Annotated in this window: 17 protein-coding genes; 3 read left to right on the plus strand and 14 right to left on the minus strand. The window is 37.1% G+C overall.

Features of this window, described 5'->3' with window-relative positions; translation table 11 throughout:
• Positions 1-53: 53 nt before the first annotated feature.
• The gene (gene nagA / locus DQM45_RS08205) at positions 54-1,202 is read right to left on the minus strand and encodes an N-acetylglucosamine-6-phosphate deacetylase (protein ID WP_003085155.1); all 1,149 of its coding nucleotides are present in this window, start codon (positions 1,200-1,202) and stop codon (positions 54-56) included.
• Positions 1,203-1,366: 164 nt separating this feature from the next.
• Here nagA and DQM45_RS08210 point away from each other — a divergent pair, with 164 nt between their 5' ends.
• Positions 1,367-2,044 (plus strand): GA-like domain-containing protein, encoded by a 678-nt coding sequence (locus DQM45_RS08210; RefSeq protein WP_003083528.1) that lies wholly within the window; start codon positions 1,367-1,369, stop codon positions 2,042-2,044.
• Between the two features lie 47 nt (positions 2,045-2,091).
• Here the strand turns inward: DQM45_RS08210 and DQM45_RS08215 are convergent, their stop codons facing one another.
• Positions 2,092-2,940 carry a DegV family protein gene (locus DQM45_RS08215; RefSeq protein ID WP_003084680.1) on the minus strand — a complete coding sequence of 283 codons (849 nt, stop codon included), beginning with the start codon at positions 2,938-2,940 and terminating at the stop codon, positions 2,092-2,094.
• Positions 2,941-3,074: 134 nt separating this feature from the next.
• On the opposite strand from DQM45_RS08215, the gene DQM45_RS08220 reads away from it, so the two are divergent.
• Positions 3,075-3,635: a TetR/AcrR family transcriptional regulator gene (locus DQM45_RS08220; RefSeq protein WP_003085973.1), complete on the plus strand. Its 561-nt coding sequence runs from the start codon at positions 3,075-3,077 to the stop codon at positions 3,633-3,635.
• A 78-nt stretch (positions 3,636-3,713) separates the two neighbouring features.
• Here DQM45_RS08220 and DQM45_RS08225 read toward each other — a convergent pair whose 3' ends face one another.
• The 8 genes from DQM45_RS08225 to DQM45_RS08260 form a co-directional block, all read right to left on the minus strand.
• Positions 3,714-4,526 (minus strand): Cof-type HAD-IIB family hydrolase, encoded by an 813-nt coding sequence (locus tag DQM45_RS08225; RefSeq protein WP_003084803.1) that lies wholly within the window; start codon positions 4,524-4,526, stop codon positions 3,714-3,716.
• A gap of 130 nt (positions 4,527-4,656) precedes the next feature.
• Complete coding sequence (gene lacD, locus DQM45_RS08230) at positions 4,657-5,634, minus strand: tagatose-bisphosphate aldolase (protein ID WP_003082723.1); 978 nt, start codon at positions 5,632-5,634, stop codon at positions 4,657-4,659.
• Entirely contained in the window at positions 5,615-6,571 is a 957-nt protein-coding gene (gene lacC / locus DQM45_RS08235; RefSeq protein ID WP_003085305.1) for a tagatose-6-phosphate kinase, read from the minus strand. Before lacC ends, lacD begins: the two co-directional genes overlap by 20 nt.
• A gap of 8 nt (positions 6,572-6,579) precedes the next feature.
• Positions 6,580-7,095, minus strand: coding sequence for a galactose-6-phosphate isomerase subunit LacB (gene lacB / locus DQM45_RS08240; protein ID WP_003083301.1), 516 nt, complete (start codon positions 7,093-7,095; stop codon positions 6,580-6,582).
• A 16-nt stretch (positions 7,096-7,111) separates the two neighbouring features.
• Positions 7,112-7,537 (minus strand): galactose-6-phosphate isomerase subunit LacA, encoded by a 426-nt coding sequence (gene lacA / locus DQM45_RS08245; RefSeq protein WP_003085745.1) that lies wholly within the window; start codon positions 7,535-7,537, stop codon positions 7,112-7,114.
• 120 nt (positions 7,538-7,657) lie between these two features.
• A complete protein-coding gene (locus tag DQM45_RS08250) occupies positions 7,658-9,106 on the minus strand; it encodes a PTS transporter subunit IIC (RefSeq protein WP_003084959.1) in 1,449 nt (482 codons plus the stop codon).
• Between the two features lie 16 nt (positions 9,107-9,122).
• On the minus strand, positions 9,123-9,428 hold the full coding sequence (locus DQM45_RS08255; protein ID WP_003082720.1) for a PTS sugar transporter subunit IIB: 306 nt from the start codon (positions 9,426-9,428) through the stop codon (positions 9,123-9,125).
• Positions 9,421-9,894: a PTS sugar transporter subunit IIA gene (locus DQM45_RS08260; protein ID WP_003084319.1), complete on the minus strand. Its 474-nt coding sequence runs from the start codon at positions 9,892-9,894 to the stop codon at positions 9,421-9,423. Before DQM45_RS08260 ends, DQM45_RS08255 begins: the two co-directional genes overlap by 8 nt.
• Before the next feature lie 210 nt (positions 9,895-10,104).
• On the opposite strand from DQM45_RS08260, the gene DQM45_RS08265 reads away from it, so the two are divergent.
• The gene (locus DQM45_RS08265; RefSeq protein ID WP_039984644.1) at positions 10,105-10,866 is read left to right on the plus strand and encodes a DeoR/GlpR family DNA-binding transcription regulator; all 762 of its coding nucleotides are present in this window, start codon (positions 10,105-10,107) and stop codon (positions 10,864-10,866) included.
• A gap of 48 nt (positions 10,867-10,914) precedes the next feature.
• Here the strand turns inward: DQM45_RS08265 and DQM45_RS08270 are convergent, their stop codons facing one another.
• From DQM45_RS08270 to rbfA, 4 genes are all read right to left on the minus strand, one after another.
• On the minus strand, positions 10,915-11,115 hold the full coding sequence (locus DQM45_RS08270; protein ID WP_039984646.1) for a heavy-metal-associated domain-containing protein: 201 nt from the start codon (positions 11,113-11,115) through the stop codon (positions 10,915-10,917).
• An 18-nt stretch (positions 11,116-11,133) separates the two neighbouring features.
• On the minus strand, positions 11,134-13,368 hold the full coding sequence (locus tag DQM45_RS08275; protein ID WP_003085784.1) for a heavy metal translocating P-type ATPase: 2,235 nt from the start codon (positions 13,366-13,368) through the stop codon (positions 11,134-11,136).
• Positions 13,369-13,803, minus strand: coding sequence for a CopY/TcrY family copper transport repressor (locus DQM45_RS08280; protein ID WP_003084195.1), 435 nt, complete (start codon positions 13,801-13,803; stop codon positions 13,369-13,371).
• Between the two features lie 138 nt (positions 13,804-13,941).
• Positions 13,942-14,298, minus strand: coding sequence for a 30S ribosome-binding factor RbfA (gene rbfA, locus DQM45_RS08285; protein ID WP_003083357.1), 357 nt, complete (start codon positions 14,296-14,298; stop codon positions 13,942-13,944).
• Positions 14,299-14,354: the final 56 nt, after the last annotated feature.

Raw genomic sequence — 14,354 nt, forward strand, 5'->3', positions numbered from 1 at the left:
ATAATGACAGACAAAAAAGATTAAGAGTTTTGACATCTTAATCTTTGGTGTTTTTAGGCTTGGAAAGCTTTCTTACCATCTAGATAAGTAGCGTAGAGCTCAAGTCTCTCATCAAGCACGATAAAATCAGCAGCATACCCTTCTTTGATTTGACCACAAAGATGATCTATCCCTACCGATGTGGCAGCAACTAAGGTGGCCATTCGAATAGCTTCTTCCGGACTAGCAATCCCCCAAGACACAACATTTTTAATTGCATCTATAAGCTTCAAAATAGATCCTGCTAAATTTCCACTTGATTTTAATCTTGCCGTACCATTTTCGACAATAACAGGAAACTCACCCAGCATATAATCACCATCGGGAGAGCCACCAGCTCGCATACAATCTGTAATCATAGCTACATGGTCATGGCCTTTTTGTTTCATCAAAATTTCACATGCTACAGGAGAAACATGATGACCATCACAAATTAACTCTGCATAAGTATTTGGAATATTGTAGACAGCTCCGACCATACCAGGTTCTCGATGTGTCAGTCCACGCATGCCATTGTAAGCGTGCACCCACACACTTGCTCCTGCATCAACGATTTCTTTGGCTTCTTTGTAAGTTCCGTTAGAATGCCCAAGAGCCACTGTCACATCCTTTTTGGTGACAGTTGAAACAAAGTCTGCCACCCCCGTACGTTCTGGTGCCAAGGCAATTTTCTTGATAAGTCCATTTGCTGCTTTTTGCCAAGCTTCAAATTCATCTAAACTAGGATTCTTCATATAAGTAGGATTTTGTGCTCCCTTATATTCTTCTGTAAAGTAGGGACCTTCAAAATATATCCCTTGAATTTTAGCACCTTTAACCTTACCAGCAACGGTAGCGATTGTAGCGGAGACTTTTTCTAAATGCTCAAAAGTTGAGGTTAAAGTCGTCGGTAAAAATGAGGTCACTCCTGTAGATAAAAGCCCTTCACTCATTCTATGAAGTCCTTCTGCTGAATTATCCATGACGTCAGCTCCCGCAAAACCATGGATGTGAGTATCAACTAAGCCGGGTGCAATTTGGTAGCCACTGTAATCAATAATGTCAGCATCAGCTGGGACTGAACTTACCCATTTGCCAAATTTACCGTCATTTAATGCTAAGTACCCACTTTCTTTTACATGATCTGGGTAATAAAAGCAATCTGCTTTGATATAGCGTGTCATCATTTTCCTCCCTTTGTCTACCTTTTATTATACGACTAATCTTTTTATTTGTAAATGGTATATACCAGTCGTTTTCATTTTTAATGCTAAGAAATCTTTAATTTTCCCCCCATAAAGTGTATAATGGTTTCTGAAGCATTTTAAATGAGATAAAAGGAGAATAAATGAAACAAGCAAAAACTGAGAGGCTTTTTCTGATTTTAAGTCTTTTAACCTTAATTATCGGAGGAACAATTTATGTCGCTTTCGCTCATAATTACAATGGTAAGCCTCTAGATAGCCATAATCAAGGAGCTGGAAAGATTGTCAAAAAAACCAATTATTTAAGCAAAGCCATTGAAGCAGTTAACTTAGCTGAATCCAACCCCTCTTTAGCAAGGGTTAAAACTGCTCAGAAGCTCGTCAATAAACTTAAAAAATCAGAAACTAAATCAGGTCTCCAAGAAAAATTAGACCGCTTAATAGAATTAGTTTCTAGTGAAGAAGCCACCAAAGCAGTGGAAGAAGCTGAAAAAAATCCAACACTTGAAACCGTTGAAACTGCTCAAGCTGCTATTAACCAAGTGGATAGTAAAGCAAAGAAAGCAGAATTACAAAATCGACTGGATGCTGTCACTACTGCTAATCAAATAAGAAGTAATAGCGAGTCAACCGTTACCCCTGGAGTTAATCCAAATAATCAGGAAACCAATTCGGCTTACCTTGGTCAAACTCCAGCTGAAAGCTATGTTCCTCAAGCTCCCCTAGGTGATCAAGCAACACCTCCCCAAGCAAATACTTCTCCAAATACAAATTCCGGTGCAGCAACTGATAACACTAGTTCTGGTACTTCATTAAATTAAGTCAAAAAGAATTATTTCCATGAGGAAATAATTCTTTTTAGTAGTTTTTATGCTTTTTCAAACCCTAATAAGATCCCCTCTTCTTCTGCGTAAAAACTGCAGAGACCAGAGGTCGGGTAAGTAGTAATTGATACACTTGGATAAAGTGATTGAAGTTTCTCTGTAAGTTGTTGGCAAATTTTGGCATTATTACGTTGCGCAATAATGATTTTACCACCTTTATAGCCAGCTTTTTGCAGTTCTTCAACTAAAGCATTAACAGCTTTCTTTTGGCCTCTTGCTTTTTGCAGTAATTCAAGTTTCCCATCACTGCTTGCGCAGCCAACCATTCGAATATTAAGAAGACCTACAACAGCCCCAACAAGCTTATTCAATCGACCATTTTTGACTAAATTATCAACTTTCGCTAAAACAAATAACAAGCCTGTTTGATTAGTGTAAGTTTCTATAGCTTCTACAACTCCTTCAAATGTTAGCCCTTGATTGATGAGTCGTTCTAATTCTAAAACCATTAAATCCATTTCGCCACCAGCTGATAATGAATCTATAACATGAATGTTAACGTCAGGATTTTCCTCCAAAAGCATTTCCTTGGCTAAACGAGCACTGTTATGACTGCCAGATAGGGTCCCCGTGATTGTAATTGCAATAACGTTTTCTGCTCCATGGTAGGCTTGTAAAAAGGCATCTGGACTTGGGCATGACGATGTCGTTGCTTGCGCAGATTGGTTCATAGCAGCCATCATGCCGTCAATATCTAACTCACTGTTATCTATAAAAACTTCCTTACCTACACAAAGTGTCAAAGGCACTCGTTCAAAAGCAATAGTTTCGGGATTTGTTTCCAACTCTATTAAATCACATCCCGAATCTACCACAATTTTCCACTTCTTCATTTGTCTCTCCTTCATTCTTTATTGATTGTTGTTTATATTGACAAATATTATTAATTCCCATAAAATTATATCATCAAAAGCTTTTGTGAAGCTATAAAAATGACGTCGGACGTAACATTTGGAAGGGATTTGTGATGACTGATAAATTGATTTCGAAAAAGTCACTTCAAAATTTAGCACAATTTAACAAGGAAAATCAAAATCTTTCTCGAGAATCAATGGAGATTGCTCTTTTAGATCTCTTAGAGAAAAAACAACTAGCTCATATCTCTATCTCTGAACTTGTTACTAAAGCGGGTGTCTCTCGAAATGCCTTTTATCGCAATTATAAATCAAAAGAAGAAATCTTGTTGTATCGCTTAAATGCCGTTATTCGAAGAATTTTCCAAGGTTTAAAGCTATTTGATCTTAATACTCAAGCTAACCAAGCTTGGTATTATCTCTTTACTGAAGCCAAAAAGGAAGAAAAGTTACTTCGGCTCATGTTTAAAAACCAATTACAAACTTTGATTACACAAATTGTTACAAAACGCTTAAAAGCCTATCAGCGTTGGAAATTGCATAAACAATCCCATTACACCAGACTCTTTTGGAGTAATGCCATTGTATCGGTTTTAGTTGACTGGATAAAAGATGGAATGACTACTCCAGCAGAAGAAATGGCTAGTATTGGTTTACCGTTGCTACCATATTAAAAACTCTTGATGACTCATTTACGCTAGTAGATTTGAACAGCTACTAAGTTTCTGAGCACCATCAAGAGTTTTTTACTATTATGGTAAAGCAAGTGTACGAATGGCGTGTGCGACTCCTGCCTGATCACAAGACAAGGTTACTCGATCCGCCAAAACTTTTATGGCTTCGCTTGCATTACCCATAGCAACTCCTAACCCTGCATAAGCTAGCATCTCACTATCGTTGGGAGCATCACCAATAGCCATTATTTCTTCGGGCTTGATTTTCAAGTCTTCTGCTAATTCTTGTAAAGCACGAGCTTTAGTGACGCCTTTTGGCATAGCCTCAAGCAGATAGTTTTGACTTCTAACCAAACTGAAATGTTCACTTAACTCTGGGCGACATACTTCTTCAAAACGATCAATAGCAGCTTCTTCACCCATATACATTCCTTCTAAAATAAGCTCTGGTTTCCCCTTAAGGTCAGCCATTGTTATTGGTTTGACTTGTGTGAAAACTAAATCGCCATCGGCCTGAACAAGGTCAGGTACAAAATCATTCAAGACGTAGTAGTCATTTTCAGCTGTCAAGGTTAGATAGACACCAGGATGACTTTCTACTTTTTGAAATAGCTCTTCTATTTCATCTATGGTCAAGCTATGGGCATGTAGCATACGCCAATCCTTACTAGCGTGCAAACTACAGCCATTATTTAAGATAAGAAATTCGTTCTCGGTGAGATTAAGTTCCTCAAAATAAGGTTGTGTACCTCTACGGGGTCGGCCAGTACAAAGAACAATTTTAATTCCTGCCTCTGTTGCTTCTTTTATGGCTTTAATATTTTCATCTGGAATCTTTTTCTGACTATTTAACAAGGTACCATCTAAATCAATAGCAATTAATTTTATCATTTTCTAACTTATCCTTTCACTCCATATTCTTATTATTAGTGTAGCATTTTTTTTAATAAAGGTGAATTTGAAGCCTTTACCTAATAAAAAGCACTCCTCACCGGAGAAGTGCTTTTTAGGAAATATCTTCTTATACTTTATTTGTCCAAGGACTGGCTGTCTTAGCTAAAACGTCATTAAGAGATTCAATATTCTTTACCCCTTCTTGTCTTAGCCATTGACGAGCTGCAGCCTCTCCTTCTTTGATATAGACTGAAACAACATCGGCCCATGTAGCACGACCACAAAGAACACCGTTAAACGTCGCTCCTGACTGGGCCGCAAATATTAAGGTTTCTTGGAATAGCTGAGCTGATACTCCTGCACTAAGGTAGATGTACGGTAAGTGACTGGCTGCTTCTTGTTCTTTAAAAGCTAGAGCTGCGTCTGCTTTACTATAAAGAATGGGACCTTCTGTAAAGCCTTCAACATAGGCCATATTAAGTGGAACTTCCACTTTCAAAACATCAATCCCAAACCGTTTAGCCGAAAAAACTCTCATGGCTTCATTAACTTTATGGGCTTTTACTTTGGCGAAAGCAATACTGCTATTATCACTAATCTTTTCATCATAGGTCAAAATCTCTAAAAAGAAGGGAAGATCTTCTGCTTGACACTCTGAACCGATGCGTTCAATGTAAGCTTTCTTTTGGTGGTTAACAGCCTCATTGCCATCAACGTCATAATAGAGGAGAAACTTAATCGCATCTGCACCAGCTGCTTTAAGACCTTTCACTGACCAGTCTTCTAGACAGTCTGGTAAGCGACTACTTGTCTTGGCATCGTAGCCTGTTTTTTCGTAAGCCAGTAACAAACCTGCTTTTTGGTCTTTGACTTCAATAGCTGGTAACCCATATTCTGGGTCTAAGAGAATTGAGGAAGCATAGGGAGTTAATTCTTCAGATACCAGCCGCTTTAAGCTTACTATTTGCTCAGTTGTTGGCTCTTCTTTTTGATGGCTTGCCATCATCCTTTTTAGAGCACCGCGTTGATCAAAAGCCAATGCAGAAATAATTCCGTCACGGCTTACTTTTTCTAAGTAGGCTTTTTTATTTGATATAACTGTCATTTTTTACCTCTTCTACTATGATTTGATTAAAAACACTAGAATAATTTCTCATATCAACATGTCCTGTTAAGGCTTGTTGAGCATTTAGCATACCCAGTGCATTTGCTTTTTTTAATAAGGTTATTTCATCATCTTCTTCTGATAAAGCCCAGGCTATTCCCGCTACAGTAGCATCTCCAGACCCCACTGGATTAACGACTGAAATGCTAGGTATAGTGACTCGATAAAATCGGTCATGATGTTTTGCAAATGCTCCCTGTTCCCCAAGTGATACAATAACCCATTCTATCCCATCAAAAAGTTGGTCTTTAAGAATTGTCTTCAAGCTGTCAGTTCTTACTGCTATTTTTTTCTTTAGAAGCAAGCCCAATTCTTCAATATTAGGTTTAATGACAGTGGGTTTTTCTCTTGATGTTAAGACAGCCTCTAATGGGGCTCCAGAACAATCCAAAACAACTTTTTTTTGAAAAGTATTTGCCATCGAAATAATCCGATGATAAAACATCGTATCCAATCCTTGTGGCAAAGAACCTGAAATGGTCATCACTTTACACTGAGGACAAATAATCTGCATATGATAGATAAAACCATCTGCCTCATCAAGATCTATATAGGGACCACTTTCAAGAATCTCTGTTTGTAAACCGTCGTGTAAGATAGCAATGCAGTTACGGGTGTCATTCTTAATATGAAAAAATTGACTGGGTATATTTTGCTTCTCAAGTTGATCTAAAAGATATTGCCCTTGCCGTCCGCCAATAAAGCCTGTTGCAATAACATCTTGTCCTATTTCTGATAAGACACGACTAACATTTAATCCTTTACCGCCAGCCGTTTTTAGAGCAATACTAGCACGATTAACCCTATCTAACTTAAAAGAAGTTTCTAACGGATAAGAGATGTCTATGGAAGGATTTAAAGTTACAGTTAAAATCATCATGCCTCCTAGTCGTGATACTCACCACGATCCCACTGTTCTAAAAATTCTGTAAAGAACTCTGGATCTTCTTGGTTAGTAGCTGGATGTTCTAGATTAGCAATTTTAGCAATTAGTTTTTTATTATTCTCTGTTTCTTTATATTCTGCATTGATGAAGGCATCAATAATATCACACATCAATAACTCTCCAGTAATTTTACCACCAAACCCGATGATATTAGCATTTAACTCTTCTTTTGCATAAAGAGCCGTCGTCATGTCACGAACTAATGCAGATCGAACGCCAGCAACCTTATTAGCAGCATTGTTGATACCAACACCAGTCCCGCAAATACAAACACCTAAGTCTGCTTGTCCTTGAACCACTGCCTCACCGACCTTTTTGCCGAAAATCGGATAATGCGTTCTCGTATGGTCATAAGTTCCAAAATCTATAACATCGTAACCTTTTTGTTTCAAGAAATCTACTACCGCCATCTTCTCATTTGTAACAATATGGTCAGAGCCAATTGCGATTTTCATCTTTTAATTCTCCTTTTTAGACCATTTTATTTAGCATGTCAACACGAATTTGGTGACGCCCACCATCGTATTGAGCTGATACAAAAGCTTTGACAATATTTTCTGCCAGTTTTTGACCAACAATTTCAGATCCGATGGTTATTACTCGAGCGTTATTGTGTTGACGAGTCATATAAGCAGATCTTTCATCGGATACTTCTGCAGCCACCATTCCTTTAAGTTTAGTGGCCACCATGAAAGGACCTGCTCCATAAGCATCAATCATGATGCCTAGATTTTCCTCTGATTCTTGCACAGCTTTAACAAGAGCTAGTGTATTATCAACAAAGTCTTTATCTAAGTCTGAAATATCTTTAGTCTGATAACCTTCCTTGATTAAGAAAGCTTTGATTTGGTTTTTCAAGTCATATCCTTGTGCATCTGCACCTATTATAATAGTCATTTCTTCTCCTTATTACTAAAAAATGTGCAAACTCTATGGGTTTACTTTACAAGCTTTATTAAACTTTAAAGACTAACACCAATAGCTTTCCTACTGGTGTCACGTCTTTATAGTTACTCTCTAATCTTGAGCCAGCTTGTAGGCTTCATTACGTTTTTTCATTTCTTTTGCATACCAAACAAAGAGTCCAAGGTAAATCCCTAAAAAGACTACTAACGTCATGAGAGCAGCGATTTGCCCGGTGGTGGCACGACCAATAACATAGCCAAAGATTTTCTCCATGGGGCCTTCAAGCGTAGAATGAGTGATTAGTGACTCTGCCGGTGCCCCCTTAGGAAAGGCTCCTACTTTTTTAGCCAATTCCGTAGCAAATGGGGCAATCATTGTTCCAGAGAGTAAGAATAAAGGCAATAAAAGTGATCCAAATAAAATCATCCGAATTAGTCTACCACGAGTAACAACGAGTAGGGCTGGTGTCATCCCCATAGCTATAATCCCCGCAAGTGGCAGAATACCATTTCCAACTTTTGACAGCAATAAAGCCTCAACCAACATAATAGGTGCTAAAATATTGGCACACGCCCAAATTTCTGCACGCCCTGCAATAAATGGCCAATCTAGACCGATATTGAAGCGTCGTCCTCCCATTTTTGCATTGGCAAAGTTGGTAATTCCTTGAGAAAGTGGCTCTACTGCTGCAATAAACCATGAACCGATGAGAGAGAATAATTCTAAACAAGCACCTGCTGTGAAACCAAGTTCAAACCAATGTTTAATTGATAAAATTTTAAAATGAGGATCTCCCATAATTCCAATCACAAATCCAAGAATCATTCCAATAAAAAATTTAGAACCCCAAAATCCAATTTTCTTGTTTAATTTAGCAGCATCAAAGTCATATTTATCTAATCCCGGAAAGACCTTATCAAAAATTTTGTCCAATACCATGATAATCGGGTTCATCATGTAATTCATATGGGTAGATGTCATTGGCGAGTTAGGCCCCGTTGCTAATAAATCATCAAATGTAGGCTTCATTAAATCAGAATTAATAATTTTCAATACACCAACTAAGATGACTGCGAGGGTCGCTATGAAAAGTGATAATATAACCGGGAGATGGTTCTTTGCAGCATACCACATTATTAATAAACCAGTGATAGAGAGATGCCAGATATCAAAGATATCTACATCTAGAGTGTCTGTTTTATTCATAATTATCATAACAATATTGACTATTAACATGACTAGGAGAAAATAAAGCGTGTATGGTGATCCCCACGTTATTGTTGCTAATGGAGCCCAGCCAACATCAATTATATTTAAACTGATACCTGTGTTCTTCACAAAAGCCTGTAAAGATTCAGAGAAAGCTCCTGTTAAAATACCAATAATCGCCCCAATACCTGTTAAAGCAATAGCTAATTTAATCCCGCCTTCCAAAGCCTTAGTAAATTTTACACCAAAAGCCATCGCAAGTCCTGTCATGACAGCTAACATGACAACTCCAGACCCCATCTTAATTAATGGAGTAAGCATATGGTTAATTACTTCTAAAAATGATTGCATATCATCTTCCCCTTACCTAGTTTAATCCATGGTCTTTTATGACCCGCTCTAATTCTGCAAAGACCGGCTCACTCATGACGGGAATCCGATAGAGAATGGGACCGGCTTCAACAGTTGGTATCGGCATATCAAAGCCTAGGTCTGTTTTGGCAATCGGTGTAAAAATATCATATTTTGAAACCATTTCTTCAGTGATATCTTTGATCATTACAGCATCACAATGGACACTATAACCTCTTTCTAGCATTTGTCTTTCAATAGCCTCTTTAATTTGATGGCTAGAGTTAACTCCCGCACCACATGCAGCTAAAACTTTAATCATTTGTAAGCACTCCTTCTTTTAATAAATAGTTTTTGATGACTTTAGAATCATTTCCGCATTGTTCTAATTTCTCCATATTCCCCTTCTCAATAAAGAAACTAATTAAATGTGACAAAATTTTAGTTTGCCCGTCATTCTTTGAATTGATAATAAAGAAGAAGTGACGAACCAAGCAGTCCTCACTGGGGTCAATCATGTGTTTAAAAACAAGAGGGTTCTCGTTTCTAACATAAACCACCTTATTCGTTAAGCAATACTTTGTCTCGGTATGAGGTATAGCAGCGTAATGGATGTTACTACCATCTTTAAAATCAATTTTCAAACCAGTCGGAAACTCTTTTTCTCTATTTTTTAATGCTTCTTTGTAATCTTCCGTGACATAGTGTAATTTGTGGAGATGAGAAGCTACCTCGTCAAATAATTGATCTTGAGAGGTCACACTCATAAGTACAATGTCTGTAGACATCTAATACCACCTTTCTAAAAATTTTTTTAGGATTTCGATACTATTTTTAAGTAACCGTTTACATCGTTCATTATAGTATATTAATAAACAAAATTCAACACTTTTTTGTTTATTTTTGTGTTGATTTGTGTTTGTTTTTGCTAATTATTGTAAAAAGAAAACCTTTATGCTATGATTAGAAAAGGAAATACAGAAAAAAAGGAGACCAGTGTGTTAAAAAAAGAAAGACTCCTAAAAATTATGGATATGGTAAACACTAAGGGAATTATCACAGTCAATGAAATCATCGAAACTTTAAAAATTTCTGATATGACTGCTCGTCGTGACTTAGATGAATTAGAAAATTCTGGAAAATTAGTCCGTATCCACGGGGGAGCACAAAGCATTGCTTATCCAACAAAAGTCGAAAAGTCTAATACCGAAAAATTATCAGTGCAAACAAAAGAAAAAAAAGAAATTGCTAACACTGCTAGCAATTTGGTTAAGGATGGTGAAACGATTTTTATCGGCCCAGGTACAACACTTGAATTCTTCGCTGAGCGATTAGTTCAAAAACAACTTCGCATTGTCACTAATAGCCTTCCCGTTTTTACTATTCTAAAAAATAGCCCCAAGATTGATTTAATTCTTATCGGAGGTGAATACAGAGAAATTACAGGTGCTTTTGTCGGTTCACTAACCAATCAGAGCATTTCTTCTCTCAAGTTTTCTAAATGTTTTATCAGTTGTAATGGTATTTATGGCAAGGATATTGCAACTTATAACGAAGCTGAAGGTGAAATTCAAAAATTAGCACTGGATAATTCCTTTAAAAAGTTTGTTTTAGTTGATAGCCAAAAATTTAATACTTACGATTTCTCCGTTTTCTACCAATTAGATCAGATCAATCAAGTTATAACAGATTCTACTATTTCTAAGGAAATTGTAGAAGACTACCAAACATTTACAGACATTATCATTGCACAAAAATAAGGACTTCGAAATTTGAAGTCCTTTTCTAGTCTCTAAATGAATAATCATCTAGGCCTTTTCAATTGTAAATTTACTTCCTTTTAAAGCGCGCTTAAGTGATAAAGTAAAAGGATTTCCTGTAATAACTGCCTTTCCTTCTGCTAGACTAATGTCAACGTGCTGAACCCCTCGTACTGATTCTAGTTTTTCAGTTACAGTTTTCACACAACCCTCACATTTCATACCACTTATCTTATACGTCTTTTCCATAATTTTCTCCCTTTTAGTTTATAATTTGATTGTTTTTAATCGCAGAGCATTTAGAACAACAGAAATTGAACTTAAGCTCATGGCCATAGCAGCAAGCATGGGGTTAAGTAACGGTCCCCCAAATAAATGGAGAACTCCCATAGCAATTGGTATCATCAAAATATTATAAATGAAAGCCCAAAATAAATTTTCTTTAACCACTCGAATTGTTTGACGACTCAATGATATAGCTTTAAGCAAGTCTGTTAGTTGCGTATGCATCAAAATAATATCTGCTGATTCAATGGCAATATCCGTCCCAGAGCCAATAGCAATCCCTAAATCAGCTACTGCTAATGCTGGGGCGTCATTTATACCGTCCCCGACCATAGCTACTAGCTCCTTATTAGCTTGTAACGATTGAATAATAGCGGCTTTTTGAGTAGGTAAAACCTCGCTATAGACCTCTTCAATCCCTACTTTTTGGGCAATTGCCTTAGCCGTCGACTTTTGGTCTCCTGTTAACAAGGCTAGTTTGATTCCTGAAGCTTTAAGTGCATCAATAGTAGCTTGACTGTCTGTCTTTATCTGATCTTCAATTAAAATCAGAGCTTTCAGTTGATAATCTTTTGCCACATAAACAATTGTTGCTTGAGGTGGCAAGGCTTTAATCTTTTCCTCAATTGGTTGGTCAAAAATAACATCATTTTCAGTCATTAATCTTCTATTGCCAACTTGTAGGGTATGATTCTTAATTTCCCCTTTAAGACCCTGACCAGAAATCGTTGTAAAGTCTCGGACCGGTAATAAAGCCCATTCTTCTGCCTCTGCTTTTGCTAGAATAGCCTGACTTAAAGGATGTTCAGACAGTGACTCTAATGAAGCAACTTCTTGCAAAATTGTTTTTTCTGTTTGATCTAAAAGTACTATCTGACTAACTTGCGGTCGTCCCTGAGTAATGGTACCGGTTTTGTCAAATACCAACGTTTTGATATTAGCCAAGTTTTCGAGGTATGCTCCTTCTTTGAAGAGAATCCCATTCTCAGCCGCGCGACCAGAGCCTACCATGATAGCTGTTGGTGTTGCTAACCCCAAAGCACATGGACAAGCTATAATCAATACAGCTATGGCACTTGTCAAAGAAAAGCTAATATCTTCTTTCATGATAAAGAGCCAAAATAGACCAGTTAGTATCGCTAAAAGAATAACAATGGGTACGAATATGCCCGATACTTGATCGGCAATTTTAGCTATTGGCGCCTTGCTCCCTTGTGCAGTTTCAACTAGACTAATAATTTGTGCTAAAAAGCTTTCAGATTCTCGTTTTGTGACTTCTACAATCAAATTTCCATGTCCGTTGATAGTTCCGGTATAGACAAGACTATCCTTTTGTTTGGCACTTGCCACACTCTCACCTGTTAGCATAGCCTCATCGACATAAGATTGGCCAGAAACCACACGTCCATCAACAGGAATTTTTTCGCCTGGTTTAATCATGACACGATCACCTAAGCTCACTTGTACAAGGGGAACTAATTCTTGCTTTTCACCCTTGACTATTCTCACCTCAGTTGGTCTTAAAGAGAGCAATTTCTGAATAGCCTGAGACGTTCTACTTTTTGATTTATTTTCAAAAAAGTTACCCAAGGTAATCAAAGTTAAAATAACAAGCACGGATTCAAAGTAAAGGCTATGATGGTAGTGATTTTCCCCTTGAAAAATTCGAAGAGTCGCAAATAAGCTATAACCAAAAGCAAAACTAGTTGCTAAGGCAACTAAGCTATCCATATTTGGATGGCCTCTAAATATGGAGGTAAAACCATTTTTATAGTAGTCTCTAGCTAGGTAGAGGACGGGTAAGGTAAAAAGTAATTGTAGTATCGCAAAATTTCCAGGTTGTGAGTTAGGATTTAGGCTCTCAGGAAGCCAAGCTCCTAACATAGAACCCATTGCGACATAAAGAACTGGTAATGTCAATAGAGCCGACCATAAAAATCTCTTCCAAAGGTTTCTATTCTGCCTTTCTTGCCTTTGACTAAGACTTTCATTTTGATTAGGCCTATATAAACTGGCCTGATACCCTGCATCAGCTATTGCCTTAATAATATCTTCTGCATTCATAGACTGCCCTTGATAGGAAATTGTTAGTTTTTCTGTTGCTAAATTGACTGTTGCTTTTTCAGTGGCTGGTAATTTTTGAACAGCCTTCTCGACTGTTAGAGCACAAGAGGCGCAAGTCATTCCATCAATAAGATAAACTTCTTCTTTTGCCATTTAATCACCTACTTTCTGGTGGCACTTACACTGGCCAAGGCGACAATTACAAGGAATATCAGCAACAAGTTTTTCGGACTTTTCTTCTAAAAGTTTTTCAAAGGCTTCTAAAACCTCCTCAGTCATGGGCATATCGGCAAGTAAATCTAATAATAAATCGGGGTGTTCTTTTTGACAAATTCTGCTAAAATCATCAGCTAGCATTTTCTTTTGGTATGTCATTTGCTGAGTATTTGCTTGATAAATAAATGCACGACCTTCTCTTTGTCTTTTAACCAAACCTTTGTCAATTAACCTTCCTAGGAGTGTTTTTATTGTTGATTGAGACCAATGACTATTATCTTTCAGAATAGCTATAATCTCTGAACTCTTTATGCCATTATTAGCCCAAATAATACGCATAACTTGCCATTCAGCGGCTGAAATTTTAAGCATCCTATTCTCCTTTGTTTTATCATGGTTTTTAGTTTACATCTGTAAATATATTATACCTCTTATGTCTACAATTGTAAATATTTAATAATAAGTTTTCCACAACAAAAAAAGAACCTCATTTGAAGTTCCTTTTTCATTCTAATCCTTAGATTTAGCATCTAAATCTCTAAGGAGTTGATCAATTTTATTACCATAAGCAATGGAATTATCTTTTTCAAAAATAAGATCTGGAATTTTATACATCGTTAAATTACGACCTAACTCACGCTTAATAGTCCCAGTTGCTTTTTCAAGTCCAATTTGAGCTTTTTGATTGTCGGAAGCTAAATCACTCATTACAGTATAGTACACTTTTGCTGCCGATAAATCTCCAAGCATTTGTACTTCTGTAATCGTTACTCCCTCTACTCGAGGATCACGAACTTTCTTCTGTAAAATCTCATTGACTTCACGTTTTATTTCCATGCCAACACGGTCTATACGATGATTTGCCATAAACTATCCTTTCTAAGGGTTAATGAGTAAGAACAATAATACATTCTTATTCTTAA

It is taken from the genome of Streptococcus porcinus (genome assembly GCF_900475415.1).
GTDB lineage: Bacteria > Bacillota > Bacilli > Lactobacillales > Streptococcaceae > Streptococcus > Streptococcus porcinus.

Excerpts from the sequence above, each read along its gene's own strand:
- lacC (WP_003085305.1), bottom strand. The coding sequence starts at position 6,571 with ATGATTTTAACTGTAACTTTAAATCCTTCCATAGACATCTCTTATCCG.
- DQM45_RS08250 (WP_003084959.1), bottom strand. The coding sequence starts at position 9,106 with ATGCAATCATTTTTAGAAGTAATTAACCATATGCTTACTCCATTAATT.
- DQM45_RS08260 (WP_003084319.1), bottom strand. The coding sequence starts at position 9,894 with ATGTCTACAGACATTGTACTTATGAGTGTGACCTCTCAAGATCAATTA.
- DQM45_RS08210 (WP_003083528.1), top strand. The coding sequence starts at position 1,367 with ATGAAACAAGCAAAAACTGAGAGGCTTTTTCTGATTTTAAGTCTTTTA.
- lacD (WP_003082723.1), bottom strand. The coding sequence starts at position 5,634 with ATGACAGTTATATCAAATAAAAAAGCCTACTTAGAAAAAGTAAGCCGT.
- DQM45_RS08225 (WP_003084803.1), bottom strand. The coding sequence starts at position 4,526 with ATGATAAAATTAATTGCTATTGATTTAGATGGTACCTTGTTAAATAGT.
- lacA (WP_003085745.1), bottom strand. The coding sequence starts at position 7,537 with ATGACTATTATAATAGGTGCAGATGCACAAGGATATGACTTGAAAAAC.
- DQM45_RS08215 (WP_003084680.1), bottom strand. The coding sequence starts at position 2,940 with ATGAAGAAGTGGAAAATTGTGGTAGATTCGGGATGTGATTTAATAGAG.
- lacB (WP_003083301.1), bottom strand. The coding sequence starts at position 7,095 with ATGAAAATCGCAATTGGCTCTGACCATATTGTTACAAATGAGAAGATG.
- DQM45_RS08280 (WP_003084195.1), bottom strand. The coding sequence starts at position 13,803 with ATGCTTAAAATTTCAGCCGCTGAATGGCAAGTTATGCGTATTATTTGG.
- DQM45_RS08220 (WP_003085973.1), top strand. The coding sequence starts at position 3,075 with ATGACTGATAAATTGATTTCGAAAAAGTCACTTCAAAATTTAGCACAA.
- DQM45_RS08270 (WP_039984646.1), bottom strand. The coding sequence starts at position 11,115 with ATGGAAAAGACGTATAAGATAAGTGGTATGAAATGTGAGGGTTGTGTG.
- nagA (WP_003085155.1), bottom strand. The coding sequence starts at position 1,202 with ATGACACGCTATATCAAAGCAGATTGCTTTTATTACCCAGATCATGTA.
- rbfA (WP_003083357.1), bottom strand. The coding sequence starts at position 14,298 with ATGGCAAATCATCGTATAGACCGTGTTGGCATGGAAATAAAACGTGAA.
- DQM45_RS08275 (WP_003085784.1), bottom strand. The coding sequence starts at position 13,368 with ATGGCAAAAGAAGAAGTTTATCTTATTGATGGAATGACTTGCGCCTCT.
- DQM45_RS08255 (WP_003082720.1), bottom strand. The coding sequence starts at position 9,428 with ATGATTAAAGTTTTAGCTGCATGTGGTGCGGGAGTTAACTCTAGCCAT.